Annotated in this window: 13 protein-coding genes; 3 read left to right on the forward strand and 10 right to left on the reverse strand. The window is 51.4% G+C overall.

Annotated elements, in window-relative coordinates:
* The 3 genes from R50912_RS18105 to pdhA form a co-directional block, all read right to left on the reverse strand.
* Entirely contained in the window at positions 1-1,653 is a 1,653-nt protein-coding gene (locus R50912_RS18105; RefSeq protein WP_042236860.1) for a 2-oxo acid dehydrogenase subunit E2, read from the reverse strand.
* A gap of 109 nt (positions 1,654-1,762) precedes the next feature.
* Complete coding sequence (locus R50912_RS18110; RefSeq protein WP_042236861.1) at positions 1,763-2,740, reverse strand: alpha-ketoacid dehydrogenase subunit beta; 978 nt, start codon at positions 2,738-2,740, stop codon at positions 1,763-1,765.
* Between the two features lie 15 nt (positions 2,741-2,755).
* Complete coding sequence (gene pdhA, locus R50912_RS18115) at positions 2,756-3,823, reverse strand: pyruvate dehydrogenase (acetyl-transferring) E1 component subunit alpha (protein ID WP_039299153.1); 1,068 nt, start codon at positions 3,821-3,823, stop codon at positions 2,756-2,758.
* Positions 3,824-4,089: 266 nt separating this feature from the next.
* Between pdhA and R50912_RS18120 the strand changes: the two genes are divergently transcribed.
* The gene (locus R50912_RS18120; protein ID WP_042236863.1) at positions 4,090-4,821 is read left to right on the forward strand and encodes an alpha/beta hydrolase; all 732 of its coding nucleotides are present in this window, start codon (positions 4,090-4,092) and stop codon (positions 4,819-4,821) included.
* Between the two features lie 135 nt (positions 4,822-4,956).
* On the opposite strand, the gene R50912_RS18125 is transcribed toward R50912_RS18120, so the two are convergent.
* Positions 4,957-5,430: a low molecular weight protein-tyrosine-phosphatase gene (locus R50912_RS18125; protein ID WP_042242683.1), complete on the reverse strand. Its 474-nt coding sequence runs from the start codon at positions 5,428-5,430 to the stop codon at positions 4,957-4,959.
* Between the two features lie 168 nt (positions 5,431-5,598).
* Between R50912_RS18125 and R50912_RS18130 the strand changes: the two genes are divergently transcribed.
* Both R50912_RS18130 and R50912_RS18135 read left to right on the forward strand, forming a co-directional pair.
* Complete coding sequence (locus tag R50912_RS18130) at positions 5,599-6,240, forward strand: thiamine diphosphokinase (protein ID WP_042236865.1); 642 nt, start codon at positions 5,599-5,601, stop codon at positions 6,238-6,240.
* 281 nt (positions 6,241-6,521) lie between these two features.
* Positions 6,522-7,061, forward strand: a complete 540-nt coding sequence (locus R50912_RS18135) for a C40 family peptidase (RefSeq protein ID WP_042236868.1) — start codon at positions 6,522-6,524, stop codon at positions 7,059-7,061.
* A 103-nt stretch (positions 7,062-7,164) separates the two neighbouring features.
* Here R50912_RS18135 and R50912_RS18140 read toward each other — a convergent pair whose 3' ends face one another.
* The 6 genes from R50912_RS18140 to R50912_RS18165 all read right to left on the reverse strand — a co-directional run bounded on the left by R50912_RS18140 (position 7,165) and on the right by R50912_RS18165 (position 13,937).
* A complete protein-coding gene (locus tag R50912_RS18140; RefSeq protein WP_052416481.1) occupies positions 7,165-7,923 on the reverse strand; it encodes a response regulator transcription factor in 759 nt (252 codons plus the stop codon).
* A gap of 130 nt (positions 7,924-8,053) precedes the next feature.
* Positions 8,054-8,356 carry a Dabb family protein gene (locus R50912_RS18145; protein WP_042236870.1) on the reverse strand — a complete coding sequence of 101 codons (303 nt, stop codon included), beginning with the start codon at positions 8,354-8,356 and terminating at the stop codon, positions 8,054-8,056.
* Positions 8,357-8,371: 15 nt separating this feature from the next.
* On the reverse strand, positions 8,372-9,442 hold the full coding sequence (locus R50912_RS18150) for a ThiF family adenylyltransferase (protein WP_042236872.1): 1,071 nt from the start codon (positions 9,440-9,442) through the stop codon (positions 8,372-8,374).
* Between the two features lie 114 nt (positions 9,443-9,556).
* Positions 9,557-11,113, reverse strand: a complete 1,557-nt coding sequence (locus R50912_RS18155; RefSeq protein ID WP_042137854.1) for an ABC-F family ATP-binding cassette domain-containing protein — start codon at positions 11,111-11,113, stop codon at positions 9,557-9,559.
* A gap of 145 nt (positions 11,114-11,258) precedes the next feature.
* Complete coding sequence (locus tag R50912_RS18160) at positions 11,259-12,788, reverse strand: serine/threonine protein kinase (protein WP_042236873.1); 1,530 nt, start codon at positions 12,786-12,788, stop codon at positions 11,259-11,261.
* A gap of 117 nt (positions 12,789-12,905) precedes the next feature.
* Positions 12,906-13,937, reverse strand: a complete 1,032-nt coding sequence (locus R50912_RS18165; protein ID WP_042242689.1) for an SAM-dependent methyltransferase — start codon at positions 13,935-13,937, stop codon at positions 12,906-12,908.
* Positions 13,938-13,960: the final 23 nt, after the last annotated feature.

The raw sequence follows: 13,960 nt of genomic DNA on the forward strand, positions 1-13,960 counted from the left end.
TTACACCTCCATAACTAACATATCAGGATTTGCAAGCAGGGTCTTAATGTAATTCATGAAGTTCTGAGCGGTTGCACCATCGATAATACGGTGGTCAAAGCTCAAGGACAAGGCCATAACAGGAGCAGCGACGATTTCGCCATTCTTAACGACCGGCTTCTCAGTGATGCGTCCCGTACCCAGAATTGCAACTTCAGGGAAGTTGATAATTGGGGTGAAGAACATACCGCCTGCGGAACCGATGTTGCTGATCGAAATGGTGCTGCCTTTCATTTCATTCGGAGCCAGTTTGCCGTCGCGTCCGCGGACTGCCAGATCTGTAATCGCGCTTGCGATCATCCAGATGCTCTTGCGGTCAGCGTCTTTGATTACAGGAACGATCAGACCGTTGTCTGTATCTGTAGCGATACCGATGTTGTAGTATTTCTTGTAGACAATTTCGTTCGTTGCTTCATCAATCATAGCGTTAAGCGCAGGGAATTGACGGGAAGCTGCAACGAGTGCCTTCACGATGAACGGAAGGTAAGTTACCTTCACGCCTTTCTTCTCGGCTACAGGTTTCATGCGGGCGCGGAAGGCTACAAGCTCCGTAACATCCACTTCGTCCATAATGGTAACATGCGGTGCTGTGTATGCCGATTTAACCATAGCATTGGCAATGGCTTTACGGATACCCTTGAATGGTACGCGTTCTTCTTCAAGGTTTGCATTGCCGGAAGCTGTTGGTGCTGCTGCCTTAGCTTTTGGAGCTTCTGTTGCTGCTGCAGGTGCAGATGCCGCCGCAGGAGCCGCCGATGCCGCAGGTGCTGCTGATCCGCCCTTCAGGAAGGCTTCTACATCTTCAAGTGTGATCTTGCCGTTCTTGCCGGAGCCATTGACCTGAGAGATGTCAACACTCTTATCACGGGCAAATTTGCGTACGCTAGGGGTTGCCAGCACTTCACGGTTAGGAGCCGGAGCTGCTGCCGCTGCTGCCGGAGCCTGGGAAGGAGCTGCTGCCTGTGCACCAGACGCTTCTGCATGGCCGCCTTCCTGCTGAGGAACATCGCCTTCTGCAGCAATGATTGCCACCACTTCGCCTACACGGCATACTTGACCGTCTTTGGTGAACACTTCTACTACGGTACCGTTGACAGGAGAAGGAACTTCAACTACAGCCTTATCATTCTGCACTTCCATGATGATATCATCGTCGGTGATTTTGTCGCCGACCTTGATGTGCATCTTGATGATTTCCCCTTCATGCAGACCTTCGCCGAGTTCAGGGAACTTATATTCAAAGTTACTGGTTCCGCCTGTTGCAGGGCTGCTGGCTGCCGGAGATGACGTTGTATCTGCTCCGCCTTTAGCTGCATCTGCTTCCTGGGAAGCCTGTTCTGCAGGATGGCCGCCTTCCTGTTCAGGAACTTCGCCTTCTGCATCAATAATTGCCACTACTTCACCCACACGGCATACTTGGCCGTCTTTGGTGAAGACTTCAAGCACTGTGCCGTTAACCGGACAAGGAACCTCTACTACTGCCTTGTCATTCTGAACTTCCATTACGATATCGTCATCGGTTACTTTATCGCCGGCTTTGATATGCATTTTGATAATTTCGCCTTCATGCAGACCTTCGCCCAGCTCAGGGAACCGGTACTCAAATTTTGCCACCTTGATAACCTCCTAAAAGTTATGTTTACATACACTTAGTTTGTAAGCAGTACAATGCATTGCAGAAACGGGTGCCGCCCTTTTGCAAGGACGGCAAGGTAATTTTCTCTTAGAATTCCATTACTTTCTTCACTGCCGCAATGACACGCGCTGGTGTAGGAATCCAGGAATCCTCAATTTGTGCGAACGGGAAGATGGTATCAGGGCCAGCTACACGAAGCACAGGAGCTTCAAGATGCAGCAGAGCTTTTTCATTTATTTGAGCAATCACTTCTGCGGCTACGCCGGAGCTTTTTTGTGCTTCTTGGACTACAATGGCACGGTTGGTCTTCTTAATAGAAGCAACAATCGTATCAATATCAATCGGGCTAACCGTACGCAAGTCGATAATTTCGGCTTTGATGCCGTCTTTTTCGAGCTGATCGGCCGCTTTGGTAGCAGTATGTACCATCAGGCCGTAAGTGATGATTGAGACATCAGTTCCTTCGCGTACTACATTAGCTTTACCCAATTCAATGGTGTATTCACCTTCAGGCACTTCTGCACGGAAAGCATGGTACAGGTTCAAGTGCTCCATGAAGAATACAGGGTCATTGTCGCGGATCGAAGCGATCAGCAGTCCCTTAGCATCGTATGGATTGGAAGGAATTACAACCTTGATACCCGGGCTCTGGGCAATCAGGCCTTCCAGGGAATCGGTATGAAGTTCGGCTGCTTTGACGCCGCCGCCGAATGGAGTGCGGAAGACTACAGGAGCATTGTATCTGCCCCCGGAACGCCAGCGCAGGCGGGCAGCCTGAATGACGATTTGATCAAGTGCTTCGAAGATGAAGCCTACGAATTGGATTTCGGCAATCGGACGGAAACCCTGCACGCCAAGCCCGAAAGCCAAACCTCCGATTGCGGATTCAGCCAGCGGAGTATCGAAGATACGCTCCTCGCCAAATTCCTTTTGCAGCCCTTCCGTTACACGGAACACGCCGCCTACATTACCAACATCCTCTCCGAAGATAAGAACATTGGGGTCACGAGTCAGTTCAACGCGCATTGCGTCACGAATTGCTTCTTTCATATTCATCTGTGCCATTGCCTGATATCCCCCTTATTCAAAATCGGCTTTTTGTTCTTCAAGATGTTTCGGAGTTACCTCGAACATGCTGTCGATCAAGCCGGGAATGGTCATTTTTTCGGTCTGTTCTGCTTTTTTAATCTGCTCGTTCACAGTTGCTTTCGCTTCTTCTCTTACGCGCAGAGTGTCTTCTTCGGTCCAAAGGCCTTTTTTCTCCAGGTACTTGGCAAGACGGGCAATCGGATCTTTCTCATTCCATTGTCCTTCTTCTTCCTTGGAGCGGTATTTACTGGCATCATCGGACAAGGAGTGTGGGCGGAAACGGTAGGTTACGGCTTCAATCAGCGTAGCGCCTTCGCCTTTACGGGCACGTTCAGCAGCCTGCTGAACAGCGGAGATAACCGCGAACACGTCCATACCGTCGATCTTGATTCCGGGAATACCTGCTGCAACCGCTTTGTGGGCGATGGATTTAGCTGCCGTCTGCTTCGCGAACGGAGTTGTGATCGCATAGCCGTTGTTCTGAACAAAGAAGATGACAGGAAGCTTGAAGACACCTGCATAGTTGAGGCCTTCATAGAAGTCACCTTCGGATGAACCGCCGTCACCAGTATAAGTAATAGCTACATTAGCTTGTTTCTTCAATTTGAAGCCCATTGCAATGCCTGTGGCATGCAGGATCTGCGCTCCGATAATGATCTGCGGCATAAGTACATTTACGCCTTCAGGAATCTGTCCGCCGTGCTGATGTCCGCGGGAATACAGGAAAGCCTGATATAATGGAAGTCCATGCCATACCAGCTGTGGAATATCGCGGTAGCCCGGGCAGACGAAATCTTCCTTCTGCAAAGCGAACTCGCTGCCGATCATCGTAGCTTCCTGACCGGATACCGGTGCATAGAAGCCGAGACGCCCTTGACGGCCAAGGTTGACAGCACGGTCATCCCAAGTACGGGTAAATACCATACGGTACATAATTTCTTTCAGTTGGTCATCCGTAAGATCGGGCATCATTTCCTTGTTGATAACTTCTCCATCCGGGGAAAGTACCGAAAGGGCTTCAACGTCCTCTGTATACACTTCATAAGGAACTCTAGTCATTATCTTCACCTCAATAAAAAAATTTGAATATCAGTGGTCTCTGTTATAGAATTATTATACACCTGTTGTAGCTGTTTCGTCAAAGAAATACGCATAAAATTTATGTTTCCATAAATTTTGTATGTATAACAGGCTTTTGAATATCCTATAACAGATGGAAGGATATTATTCAAGTAAATGATATATCCCACATTTGCCGCTTGGGTAATTTTAACGTAACACTTAGTCTAATGCAAAAATCCGACATGAAAGGTGACGATTCAACAATGAGCGAACCTGTTTTTCTGAAACGTACAATAGTGAAACAAACACTGTGGAGCGAGCATCTGCAGGAGGAACGCAAGCTGCGCATTTATCTTCCTCCCGGCTATAACGAAGTCCTAAGTTATCCGGTGGTCTACTGCCAGGACGGGGAAGAATTCTTCAACTTCGGCCGGATCGCCACGCTTGCCGGGCAGCTTATTCTGGAGCAGGATGTGGATCCCTTCATTATAGTGGGTGTTGAAGTGAACGTAGCTGTCCGCTCCGAAGAGTACGCTCCATTTGGCAGCCGCTTCAAGCAGTACCTTGCATGCTTCGCCGAAGAGATTATTCCCTTCATTGAACATAATTATCCTGTACGTCGTACGCCGGAAGAACGAATCATCGCCGGCGATTCCCTGGGCGGCAGTGTCTCCCTGCATCTTGCCCTGGCTTATCCGGCCTTATTCAACCGTGTGCTCAGCCTCTCCGGCGCCTATTACCCCGAAACCCGCCGGCTGCTGGAACAGGAAGCTGATCTCTCCTGGCTTCAGATCAATATGGTCGTCGGTCTGCAGGAGCGAGACTACAAGACTGATACCGGAATCTACGATTTCGTAGAAATGAACAGGGAAACCAAAGCGATGCTTGAGTCAAGGGGAGCCACCGTATCCTACCGTGAGAAGGACGGCCGCCATCTCTGGGGATTCTGGCAAAAAGAGCTACCGGAATCATTACTCTATTTCTTCAACCGCTGAAACAGCTTTTAAGGCCTAAATAGTGAACATCTTCCGAACTTATGTAAGTTGTGCAGGTGAGTGCGCTTTCAGTACAGGGCGGGCATACGGTGCCCGTCCTTAAATGTAAGGACGGCAACCGGTCCGGCTGCGGATTTATGCCTGCTCCAGCTTATCGGTAATAATACGTTCCAGCAGCACTTCACAGCCGGCATTCACCAGATCATATACCTGCTCGAAATTTCCGGTAAAATACGGGTCCGGCACTTCACGAAGCTCCTCGTCCGGCAGCAGATCCATGAAGAACAACAGCTTAGACTTCTCGCCTCCGGGAATTTTGCGAACATTGTCCCCATTGGACTTGTCCATGCAGATTATATATTGAAACTTCTCAAAATCATCGCCGCTCACCAGCCGGGCTGTCATGTGCTCATAGCTGATTCCATGCAGATCCAGAATCCCTCTTGTGCCTTCATGCGGCATCTTGCCGATATGCCAGTCTCCGGTTCCGGCTGAATCTACAGTGATTAGACTGGACAAATGCCGCTGCTCTATTTTGTGGCGCAGAACTGCTTCAGCCATCGGCGAACGGCAAATATTGCCCAGACATACGAATAACACGTTTACGATCTCTCTCACCTCCCGTGACCATTTATGCCTTCCAATCCGCGGATAAGTCTTGCGGCGAAATGCATCTGACTTCATTTTAGCGTTATGGCAGCAATTGTACAACTTTTCAAACTGCATTATACTGTTCAGGGTGACTAACTTAATAGCCACAACAAGGAGGGGATCACATTGCCATCTGGGCGTGTTGTCATATTTGCAGGCGGTGAGCTATCACCGGATTGTTTGCACCTATTAGATGAAGAGGATTTTATTATCGGAGCGGACAGGGGGGCTCTTTTCCTGATTGATCACGGATACACACCTGATATTGCCGTCGGAGATTTCGATTCCGTCTCCCCCGATGCTCTGCTGCAGATACAGGCGGGAAGCAAGGAAACCATCAGCTGCGATCCGGTCAACAAGGACCTGACAGACAGTGAAATGGCGCTGGACTTGGCTCTGAACACCCAGCCTCATTCCATTCTGCTTATGGGCGTAACCGGAACCCGTATGGACCATACACTGGCCAGTATCCAGATGATGACCCGGGCGCTGCAGCGTCAGGTCGCCTGTTCTATCATGGATGCGACTAACTATATTACGTTGACCGGCTCGCATGCTGTAGTCGAGGAACGCGGGTATACCTATGTCTCTCTGCTGCCTTTGACACCGGAGGTTACAGGAATTACGCTGCAGGGTTTTCAATATCCGCTGGAGAATGCCACCCTTAAGCTGGGCCAGTCTCTGGCCGTAAGCAATGTGCTGATTGCCGCTAGCGGAACGGTTACTATTGAGAGCGGACTCCTGCTGATTATCCAGAGTAAGGACTGATTACATAGGTTTTTAGAGACATCACTGTAACCTTTGTTTCAAAAATGTAAATCCGGGAATCTCCTTACACAGTAAGGGTTTCCCGGATTTTTTATATATCTGTTTAGGCTAAATATTAATATTTTGTAACTTTTAATGAGATTTTAATAAAACGCTTACAACGTAGACCCAGCCTGCATTTGAAGCCTCTGATCCATAATTTAGGAAGTAGATAACCTGCTATACTACGAATCAGAGAAAGAAACTAGAAAGATAAACACAAACCTGGGAGGTATTACTACATGAATAAGCAACAATGGTTTAAGCAAGCAATTGTTATTGGAATGTGCACAACAATCGGGCTCGGCACCTTAATGGCCACCGGAGCAGGCACAGCCCCTGCTGCTGCCGCATCCGTATCCTCTTCTGCTGTCTCAGCCAAATCGGTATCCGCATCCTCAACCGGCTCAAGTGTTGTCAGCTTCGGCAAAAGATATCTGGGTACGCGCTACCAGTTCGGTGCATCCACTTCTACTACAAGATACTTTGACTGCTCTTCATTTACTCAATATATTTTCAAGAAATATGGCGTTAACCTGCCGCGTACTTCCGTAGCCCAATCCAAAGTCGGATCATCCGTGAGCAAGGCCAACCTGCGCGTCGGCGATTTGGTGTTCTTCTCCAGCGGAAGCCGGGCAACAGGCAAGAATGTAACGCATGTAGCAGTCTATGCAGGCAACGGCAAGATTCTCCACACCTACGGTTCACCTGGAGTAACGATTTCAGATCTGAATTCGGGCAACTGGAAAAGAACCTACCTGAAAGCACGCCGCGTACTGTAGGCGCATCTGATCAGCTCTCTCTTACTAAACGTGCTCCATTCACGATTTGTTGCAAGTCCATAGCACGTTACCCAAAAAAGCCGGAGAGGCAGTTGAGCATTACCTAGCCTGTAGCACCGCTCTCCGGCGCCCGCAGTACATATCCGGTTCCGCGTACCGTATGGATCAGTTTATTCCGGTGGCCCTTGTCTATCTTCATACGGATATGCCGGATGTAGACATCCACCACATTAGTGTCTGCGTGAAAATGATACCCCCATACCTGCTGTAATATCTCGTTTCTGGGACAGATTTCACCCAGATTAACGGCAAGATAGTACAGCAGGTCGAATTCCTTGGGGGTCATCTCCAGCTCTATTCCGTCCCGGCTCACCTGCCGGCGGCTGGGATCGAGCAATAAGCCATCCACCTTAAGCAGCGAAGCCGCTCCTCTGCGGCGTCCGGTAAGCTTCAATAAATTGAGCACCCTGCATTTGAACTCACCGGTATGTACAGGCCCCGCCATAAATTCATTCCCCCCTGCATCAAAAGCTGATACAGCTGCCGGACCACGCGTCTCTTCATTCCCTCCGGAAATCACCATTACCGGCAGAACCATCCCCCCTTCCCGCATTTCTGACACCACCCTCCAGCCTGACCAGCCTGCGGGTTCACCCAGCTCTGCGACCAGCAGCACTGGTTCTTGACCAGACAGCAACAAGCGAAGATCCTCTACATCTTCGCTTGTTGCTGTCTTCATACCCAGCTCACGGATTGCGGCTTCAAGCTCAGCACGCCCCTCTTCCCGTTTATTGCGTTCCGCCTCAGATTCCCGCACCTCCGGCGCCGGACCGGGCGCATACCAGGCAATGATTTCATTCACAAATAAGTCCCCCACTTTCCACCTTTGCACCAGCTGTACCGGCGCAGATGAAGCTTAGAGTTCCCGTAAAGCAAAGAGACCATTCCACTGGAATGGTCTCTTTGCTTTACTTTGCTTAGGCTACGGACGATTAATTCACGAAATCAATCTCCTGGAAATCGGCTACCTCTACCTCCCAGCGTTTTGCAACAAATGCCTGATGCTCGGGATGGTTATTATAGGCATCATAAGCCGCCTGGTCTTCGAACTCCATCGAGAAGCCATACCGGAAGTCACATTTCACACTGACCTGGCGCAGCACCTCGAAATTCTTCACTACCGGAATGGCGCTGAGGATCTCCGCTCCGTCCCGCAGGAAGGCAGCAGTCTCCGCAGAGTCCGGGGCATGCTTCAATGTAAAAATAGCCAAATGCCTGATGGTTCCATTTTTCATTTTATTCTCCCTTCGTTACCCGAAATACCGGTGATAAAAGCTGCGTGCCGCAGCAATATCACTGGTTCCATGAATCAATGCCCTCCCGTCGGTAAATACAACCATACGGTAAGGCTCCTCTGTAAAGGAGACCAGATACGGATTGCTCTCTACCTTGCCGCTATTCAGCCTGGAGAGGCGGGCGGCAGTCTCCTGCAGATTGAGGCTCCGGCGCTGCGCCGGGCGGATCTGCACCGTATCCCGGCCGCAGAGCACATCGCTGCGTTCTGTGTTTGCTGCCGACAAATACGGATAGACCGGACGTTCACCGCAGGATGGACAGTCTACCTTTTTCGCCGCCTTGACGCCAATCTCCTGCTGCTCGCTCTGCCAGACATCGAATGTCAGCAGCTTGCCGCGCAGCTTCTCTTTGTAACCGCCGAGCAGCTTCAGCGCCTCAGCCGTTCCATTCGCCGTAACCATCTGCACAGCTTGCGGCAGAATGCCGGCCGTATCACATGTATCCCCGCCCAGCGGGACAGTACCCAGCAGACAATTCAGACAGGGCGTTTCACCCGGCAGGATGGTGTATGTAATTCCGTAGCTTCCGACACAGGCGCCATAGATCCAGGGAATGCCGTGTTTTTGTGCCAGGTCATTCATGATCAGCCGGGTGTCGAAGTTATCCGTCCCGTCCATAATCAGATCCACCCCTGGAAGCAGGCTCTCCATCTCCTCTGCACGCACATCCAGCACATGGGCTTCAAGCACAATTTCCGAGTTAATCTCCGTGAGTCTGGATTTGGCCGCAGCCGCTTTGGGCATCCTCAGACGGGCATCCTCTTCCGTATACAGCTGCTGACGCTGCAGATTGCTCCACTCTACATAATCGCGGTCCACAAGTATAAGCCGGCCTACCCCGCAGCGCGCCAAAGTCTCGGCAATCCCTGTACCCAGTGCGCCCATTCCTACTATCAGCACACTTGAACGCGCCAGTCCCTGCTGCCCCGCAGCACCGAACGGAGTAAAGCGGACCTGTCTTGAATACCTTCCGTCCCGTCCCGCCGCTGATGCCGGAGCCGGTTTGTCATTGTCATTCGGACCCATTCCTGAACAGCCCCCTTTATCCAATAATAAATGTTTATTCCGTTTATCACTCTATATTATGAAAATCCGGGAAACAGCGCCTTGCAGCGCTCCTCCCCGGACATTGTAATTCATCTATACAGTCTGAGCAGACCACTGCTCCACATTCCATACCTTCGTTACCCAATCCTCGTAGAATTCCGGTTCATGGGAGACAAGCAGAATCGTCCCTTTGTATTCCTGCAGCGCCCGTTTGAGTTCTGCCTTGGCTACAATATCAAGGTGATTCGTAGGCTCATCGAACAGAATCCAGTTGCTCTCGCGCATCAGCAGCTTACACAGACGTACTTTGGCCTGCTCGCCACCGCTCAGCATGCTAAGCGGACGGGTAATATGTTCATTCTTCAGCCCGCAGCGTGCCAGATGGCCACGTACTTCATTCTGGGTGAGACTTGAGAATTCATTCCATACATCTTCAATAGGGGTAATATTCTCCGCCTTCATTTCCTGCTGGAAATACGCTGAACTCAGGTAATCCCCCAGATAGGTTTTGCCGCTGTAGGTCGGGATAACACCTAGAATCGTTTTGAGCAGCGTGGATTTGCCGACACCATTGTACCCGACAATTGCAATCTTCTCTCCGCGTTCAATCATCATATTCAGCTTGCTTGGCAGCAACGGACGATCATAACCGATCTCGAAGTCAACGCCTTCGAACACGGTCTTCCCGCTGGCCCGGCTCTCTTTGAATTGGAAGGTCGGCTTCATCGCCTCTTCCGGACGGTCAATCCGTTCCAGACGTCCAAGCTGCTTCTCACGGCTCTTGGCCCGGCCCGATGTGGAAGCCCGCGCTTTATTGCGCTGGATGAAGTCTTCCTGCTTTTTGATGAAATCCTGCTGCTTCTCATACGCATCAATGTGCTGGGCTTTGTTCATCCCCGCCATTTCCAGGAATTTCTCATAGTTGGCCGTATAGCGGGTCAGCTTAGAGAACTCCAGATGATAGATCACATCCACGATTTTATTCATAAATTCCGTATCATGGGAGATCAGCATGAAGGCATACGGATAATTCTTCAGATAATTGGTCAGCCAGTCAATATGCTCCACATCGAGATAGTTGGTAGGCTCATCTAGCAGCAGCACATTCGGTTTCTCCAGCAGCAGCTTCGCCAGCAGAACCTTGGTCCGCTGCCCCCCGCTCAGGCTGGTTACGTCCCGGTCCAGACCGATTGCAGACAGGCCGAGGCCGCCCGCCATATCCTCCACCTTCACATCAATCATATAAAAGTCGCCGATGTCCAGCTGTTCCTGAATTGTGCCCATCTGATCCAGCAGCGTTTCCAGCTCTTCGGGAGTAGCGTCGCCCATTTTATCAGTTATGGCCAGCATTTCAGCCTCCAGCTCCAGCAGCGGCAGGAAGGCATCTTTAAGCACATCGCGTACCGTTTTGCCTGCCGTAAGCTGAGTGTGCTGATCCAGATAGCCGTAACGGACACGCGGAGTCCACTCTAATTTGCCGCTGTCCTTCAACAATTTACCGGTCAAAATATTCATCAGCGTCGATTTGCCCACGCCGTTAGCTCCAACAATTCCTACATGCTCTCCATCCAGCAGGCGGAAAGATACATCCTTGAACAATACCCGGTCCCCAAAGTTGTGGGAAACGTCTTCTACAGTAAGTAAACTCATAAATTCTCCGCAAGCTCCTGTCTATATTATAAATATTACAAATCGGGTTAAGCACATACATCACTCCATTCTAACACACCTATAGACTGCGCCGAAATAGAAAATAAGCCTAATTTCTGCAAAACACGCTGAAAAAGTAGTGATTTCAACTTTTTTTCTGAAATATTCCACTCTTTTTTGCAGAAAATCGTTTGTCCGTTCCCAGTCCAAGCATCTCTCCAACCGCTTGACCCAGCTTCCCTCTATGCTTAAAAGGGTCCTGCTGAAGCGGCAGGCTGCACACTTCGGCCTGTCCCAAAGCAGCAGCCAGAAGCGCTGCCGCAGAACCGCCGGCCAGCGGCAGACAGATCCGCCAGTCCGGCTGAGGAGTGAGCCCGCTGCGGCGCAGCCAGTGCAGCGTATCCTCCAGCCGCCAGTCCGCTCCGGAGGCCACCAGCACCGGCCTGCCGCTGGCCGTGAAGGAGGGCAGGGCCCCTTCGTAACCGCCTGTCCCCAGATCCAGAACCACGAAGGAATACGACTCCCCCGTCCGCTGAGGTAGTCCGTCAGCAGGCGCAAGCTTCCAGAAATCTACATGGTTCCAGGTAAAGGGATGCTCCGGCAGCACTCCACCATGGATGGCACTTCTTTCAGGTACTTCTGCCATTCCTTTAATACGATTAAATACTTGCGCATCAGGAGCGCATTCCACCCAGGCGGTGTGGCCGGTCCGCGACAAATAATGGCTCACAGCCAGTGAAGTATGCGTTGTGCCCAGTCCCGGAGCTACGCCCAGCACAGCCACTACTAAGGTCTGCCGCGACTGCAGCCTAACAGAAACGGCCTGTAAATCCGGCTTATGCTCCGGGGCTGACAGCTCCGAGGCTCCGGCTTCAAGCGGTTCAAGCGCTGACAGCACCTCCTGGGCACTGCCGTACCGCTCCTCCGGATGATGACGCAATAGTCGCCGGATTACCGGAATCAACCGGTCAGGAATGCTGCCATGCAGCTTCCGTTCCATTCCCGGCTGCCAGCTGCTGAATTGTCCGCCGGAAGCCATGTACAGCAGCAGCGCACCCAGCCCGTACAGGTCAGACAGCGGGCTGCTCTGTGCACTGCCATATTGCTCCGGGGCAGCGAAGCCGGCGGTTCCCAGCTTCTCCGTGTCTTCATCAGATCCGTTTCTCAGCTTACGCGCAATACCGAAATCAATCAGCCGCAGCTCATGAGGCCCGGTCAACATAATATTGGAGGGCTTCAGGTCACGGTATACGATCGGCGGATGATGACTGTGCAGGTATTGCAGGACCTCCAGCAGCTGCCTGGCATAGCTGATAATCCGCCCTCCCGTAAGGGCTGCCGGATGCTCAATCATGGATTGATGAAGGGTTACCCCTTCAATGTAATCCATCACCAGATAACTATAGCCGTCACGGTCCGGCGGGAAGAAATCGCCAATCCGCGGCAGCTTAGGATGATTCAGTGAGATCAGCAGCTCTGCTTCTGCCTGGATGGCTCCAATGCTATGCCCTCCACCTTCCCGTATCACACTTTCCTTAACCGCCCATACCTTTCCCGGCAGCCGCAAATCCTCTGCCAGATATACACGGCTCATTCCTCCTGCACCGATAAGTCCGGTAATCCTGTAACGTCCTCCAAGGATTTGTCCGGTTGTCAGCTTGCCTGTTACATTCATCTTTATTCCTCCTTATTGTCAAACAAAAAAGGGAAAGCATCCGCCGTCAGCACTTAGTACCGGCATAAAGCCGGCGGTGCAGATAGCGGGATGCTTTCCCTTTATCCATGAATCTAATTAATATTTAATCATATAAAGTGTTATTTCATCACGGTTGTGGAACAGCTGCTTCGCGCGCTGAATCTGCATCCGTTCACCTTCGAACATGGCAATAATCTCTTTGATCATCGCCAGCGGCTTCTTATGCATCAGCTTTACCGTTACAATGGCTGTACCGCCCGGGGTTAGACTATGGAGCAGTCCGGTAACCAGCTTCGCCATCAGCTTGGGACTCCAGCTCATATCGCAGACCAGCAGATCAAATTCATTCTCGCGGAATTTGACCTCCCCGGCATTTTTACGCAGAATCTTGAGTCCAGGATAATTACGCAGCGATTCATGCATTAGTGCCGGATCTACAGCGGTTACCTTAAGGCCGCGTTCCAGCAGGAAGGAGGTCCAGCCGCCCGGAGAAGCTCCGATATCCACCGCATTCTTGAAGCTGTAGAACGGAATCGCGAATTCCTTCTCCGCCTCCATCAGCTTGAACTTGGCCCGTGAGATCTGCCCGTCCTCCTTGCGGAAGCGGATCATCCCGCCGTTCCAGCTGGAGAGATTCTCTTCCGGCCGGGATACACCGGCATAGAGGGCTTCTCCATCTGCATATACAGACACCACCCATGCGGGATCCTGCACGGTGAATTCTGCACCCAGACTGTCAAGCCGGCCCTGCAGCCACTCCCGCAGCTCTCCCGGGCTATCTTCCCAGAAGGACGTGCTGCCCTTGCGGACATGCAGCGAGACCTTCTCGCCCTCCAGCTCTGTCCGCCGGCTTAAGTATACGGCCAGCCTTTCCATAGCAGACATATCGCCTGTGTCCTGGAACTGCACCGGCTGGATATGCCGCAGGAAGATCGGCAGGTTCTGTGCCAGCATCCGCGATACCTCTTCAGGCTCTGCCTCCAGTGTTGCCAGGAACACTTCTCCCGGCAGCAGCAAAGTACTTTTCACCGCTCCGAACAGGCGGCGCAGCTCCTCTTGTGCATAGGGAGCAAAGCCGTGGTTCGCGGTGCAAATGTATCTTGAAATTATTTTCTCATCAGGAGCCATGTTTGGCTCGAGGGGTTCTTGCG

Source organism: Paenibacillus sp. FSL R5-0912, from assembly GCF_000758605.1.
Taxonomy (GTDB): Bacteria; Bacillota; Bacilli; order Paenibacillales; family Paenibacillaceae; genus Paenibacillus_AQ.

Bases quoted from the DNA above. Each gene is read 5' to 3' on its own strand.
- R50912_RS18110 (WP_042236861.1), bottom strand. From the start codon at position 2,740: ATGGCACAGATGAATATGAAAGAAGCAATTCGTGACGCAATGCGCGTT.
- pdhA (WP_039299153.1), bottom strand. From the start codon at position 3,823: ATGACTAGAGTTCCTTATGAAGTGTATACAGAGGACGTTGAAGCCCTT.
- R50912_RS18120 (WP_042236863.1), top strand. From the start codon at position 4,090: ATGAGCGAACCTGTTTTTCTGAAACGTACAATAGTGAAACAAACACTG.
- R50912_RS18135 (WP_042236868.1), top strand. From the start codon at position 6,522: ATGAATAAGCAACAATGGTTTAAGCAAGCAATTGTTATTGGAATGTGC.
- R50912_RS18145 (WP_042236870.1), bottom strand. From the start codon at position 8,356: ATGAAAAATGGAACCATCAGGCATTTGGCTATTTTTACATTGAAGCAT.
- R50912_RS18150 (WP_042236872.1), bottom strand. From the start codon at position 9,442: ATGGGTCCGAATGACAATGACAAACCGGCTCCGGCATCAGCGGCGGGA.
- R50912_RS18155 (WP_042137854.1), bottom strand. From the start codon at position 11,113: ATGAGTTTACTTACTGTAGAAGACGTTTCCCACAACTTTGGGGACCGG.
- R50912_RS18160 (WP_042236873.1), bottom strand. From the start codon at position 12,788: ATGAATGTAACAGGCAAGCTGACAACCGGACAAATCCTTGGAGGACGT.
- R50912_RS18165 (WP_042242689.1), bottom strand. From the start codon at position 13,937: ATGGCTCCTGATGAGAAAATAATTTCAAGATACATTTGCACCGCGAAC.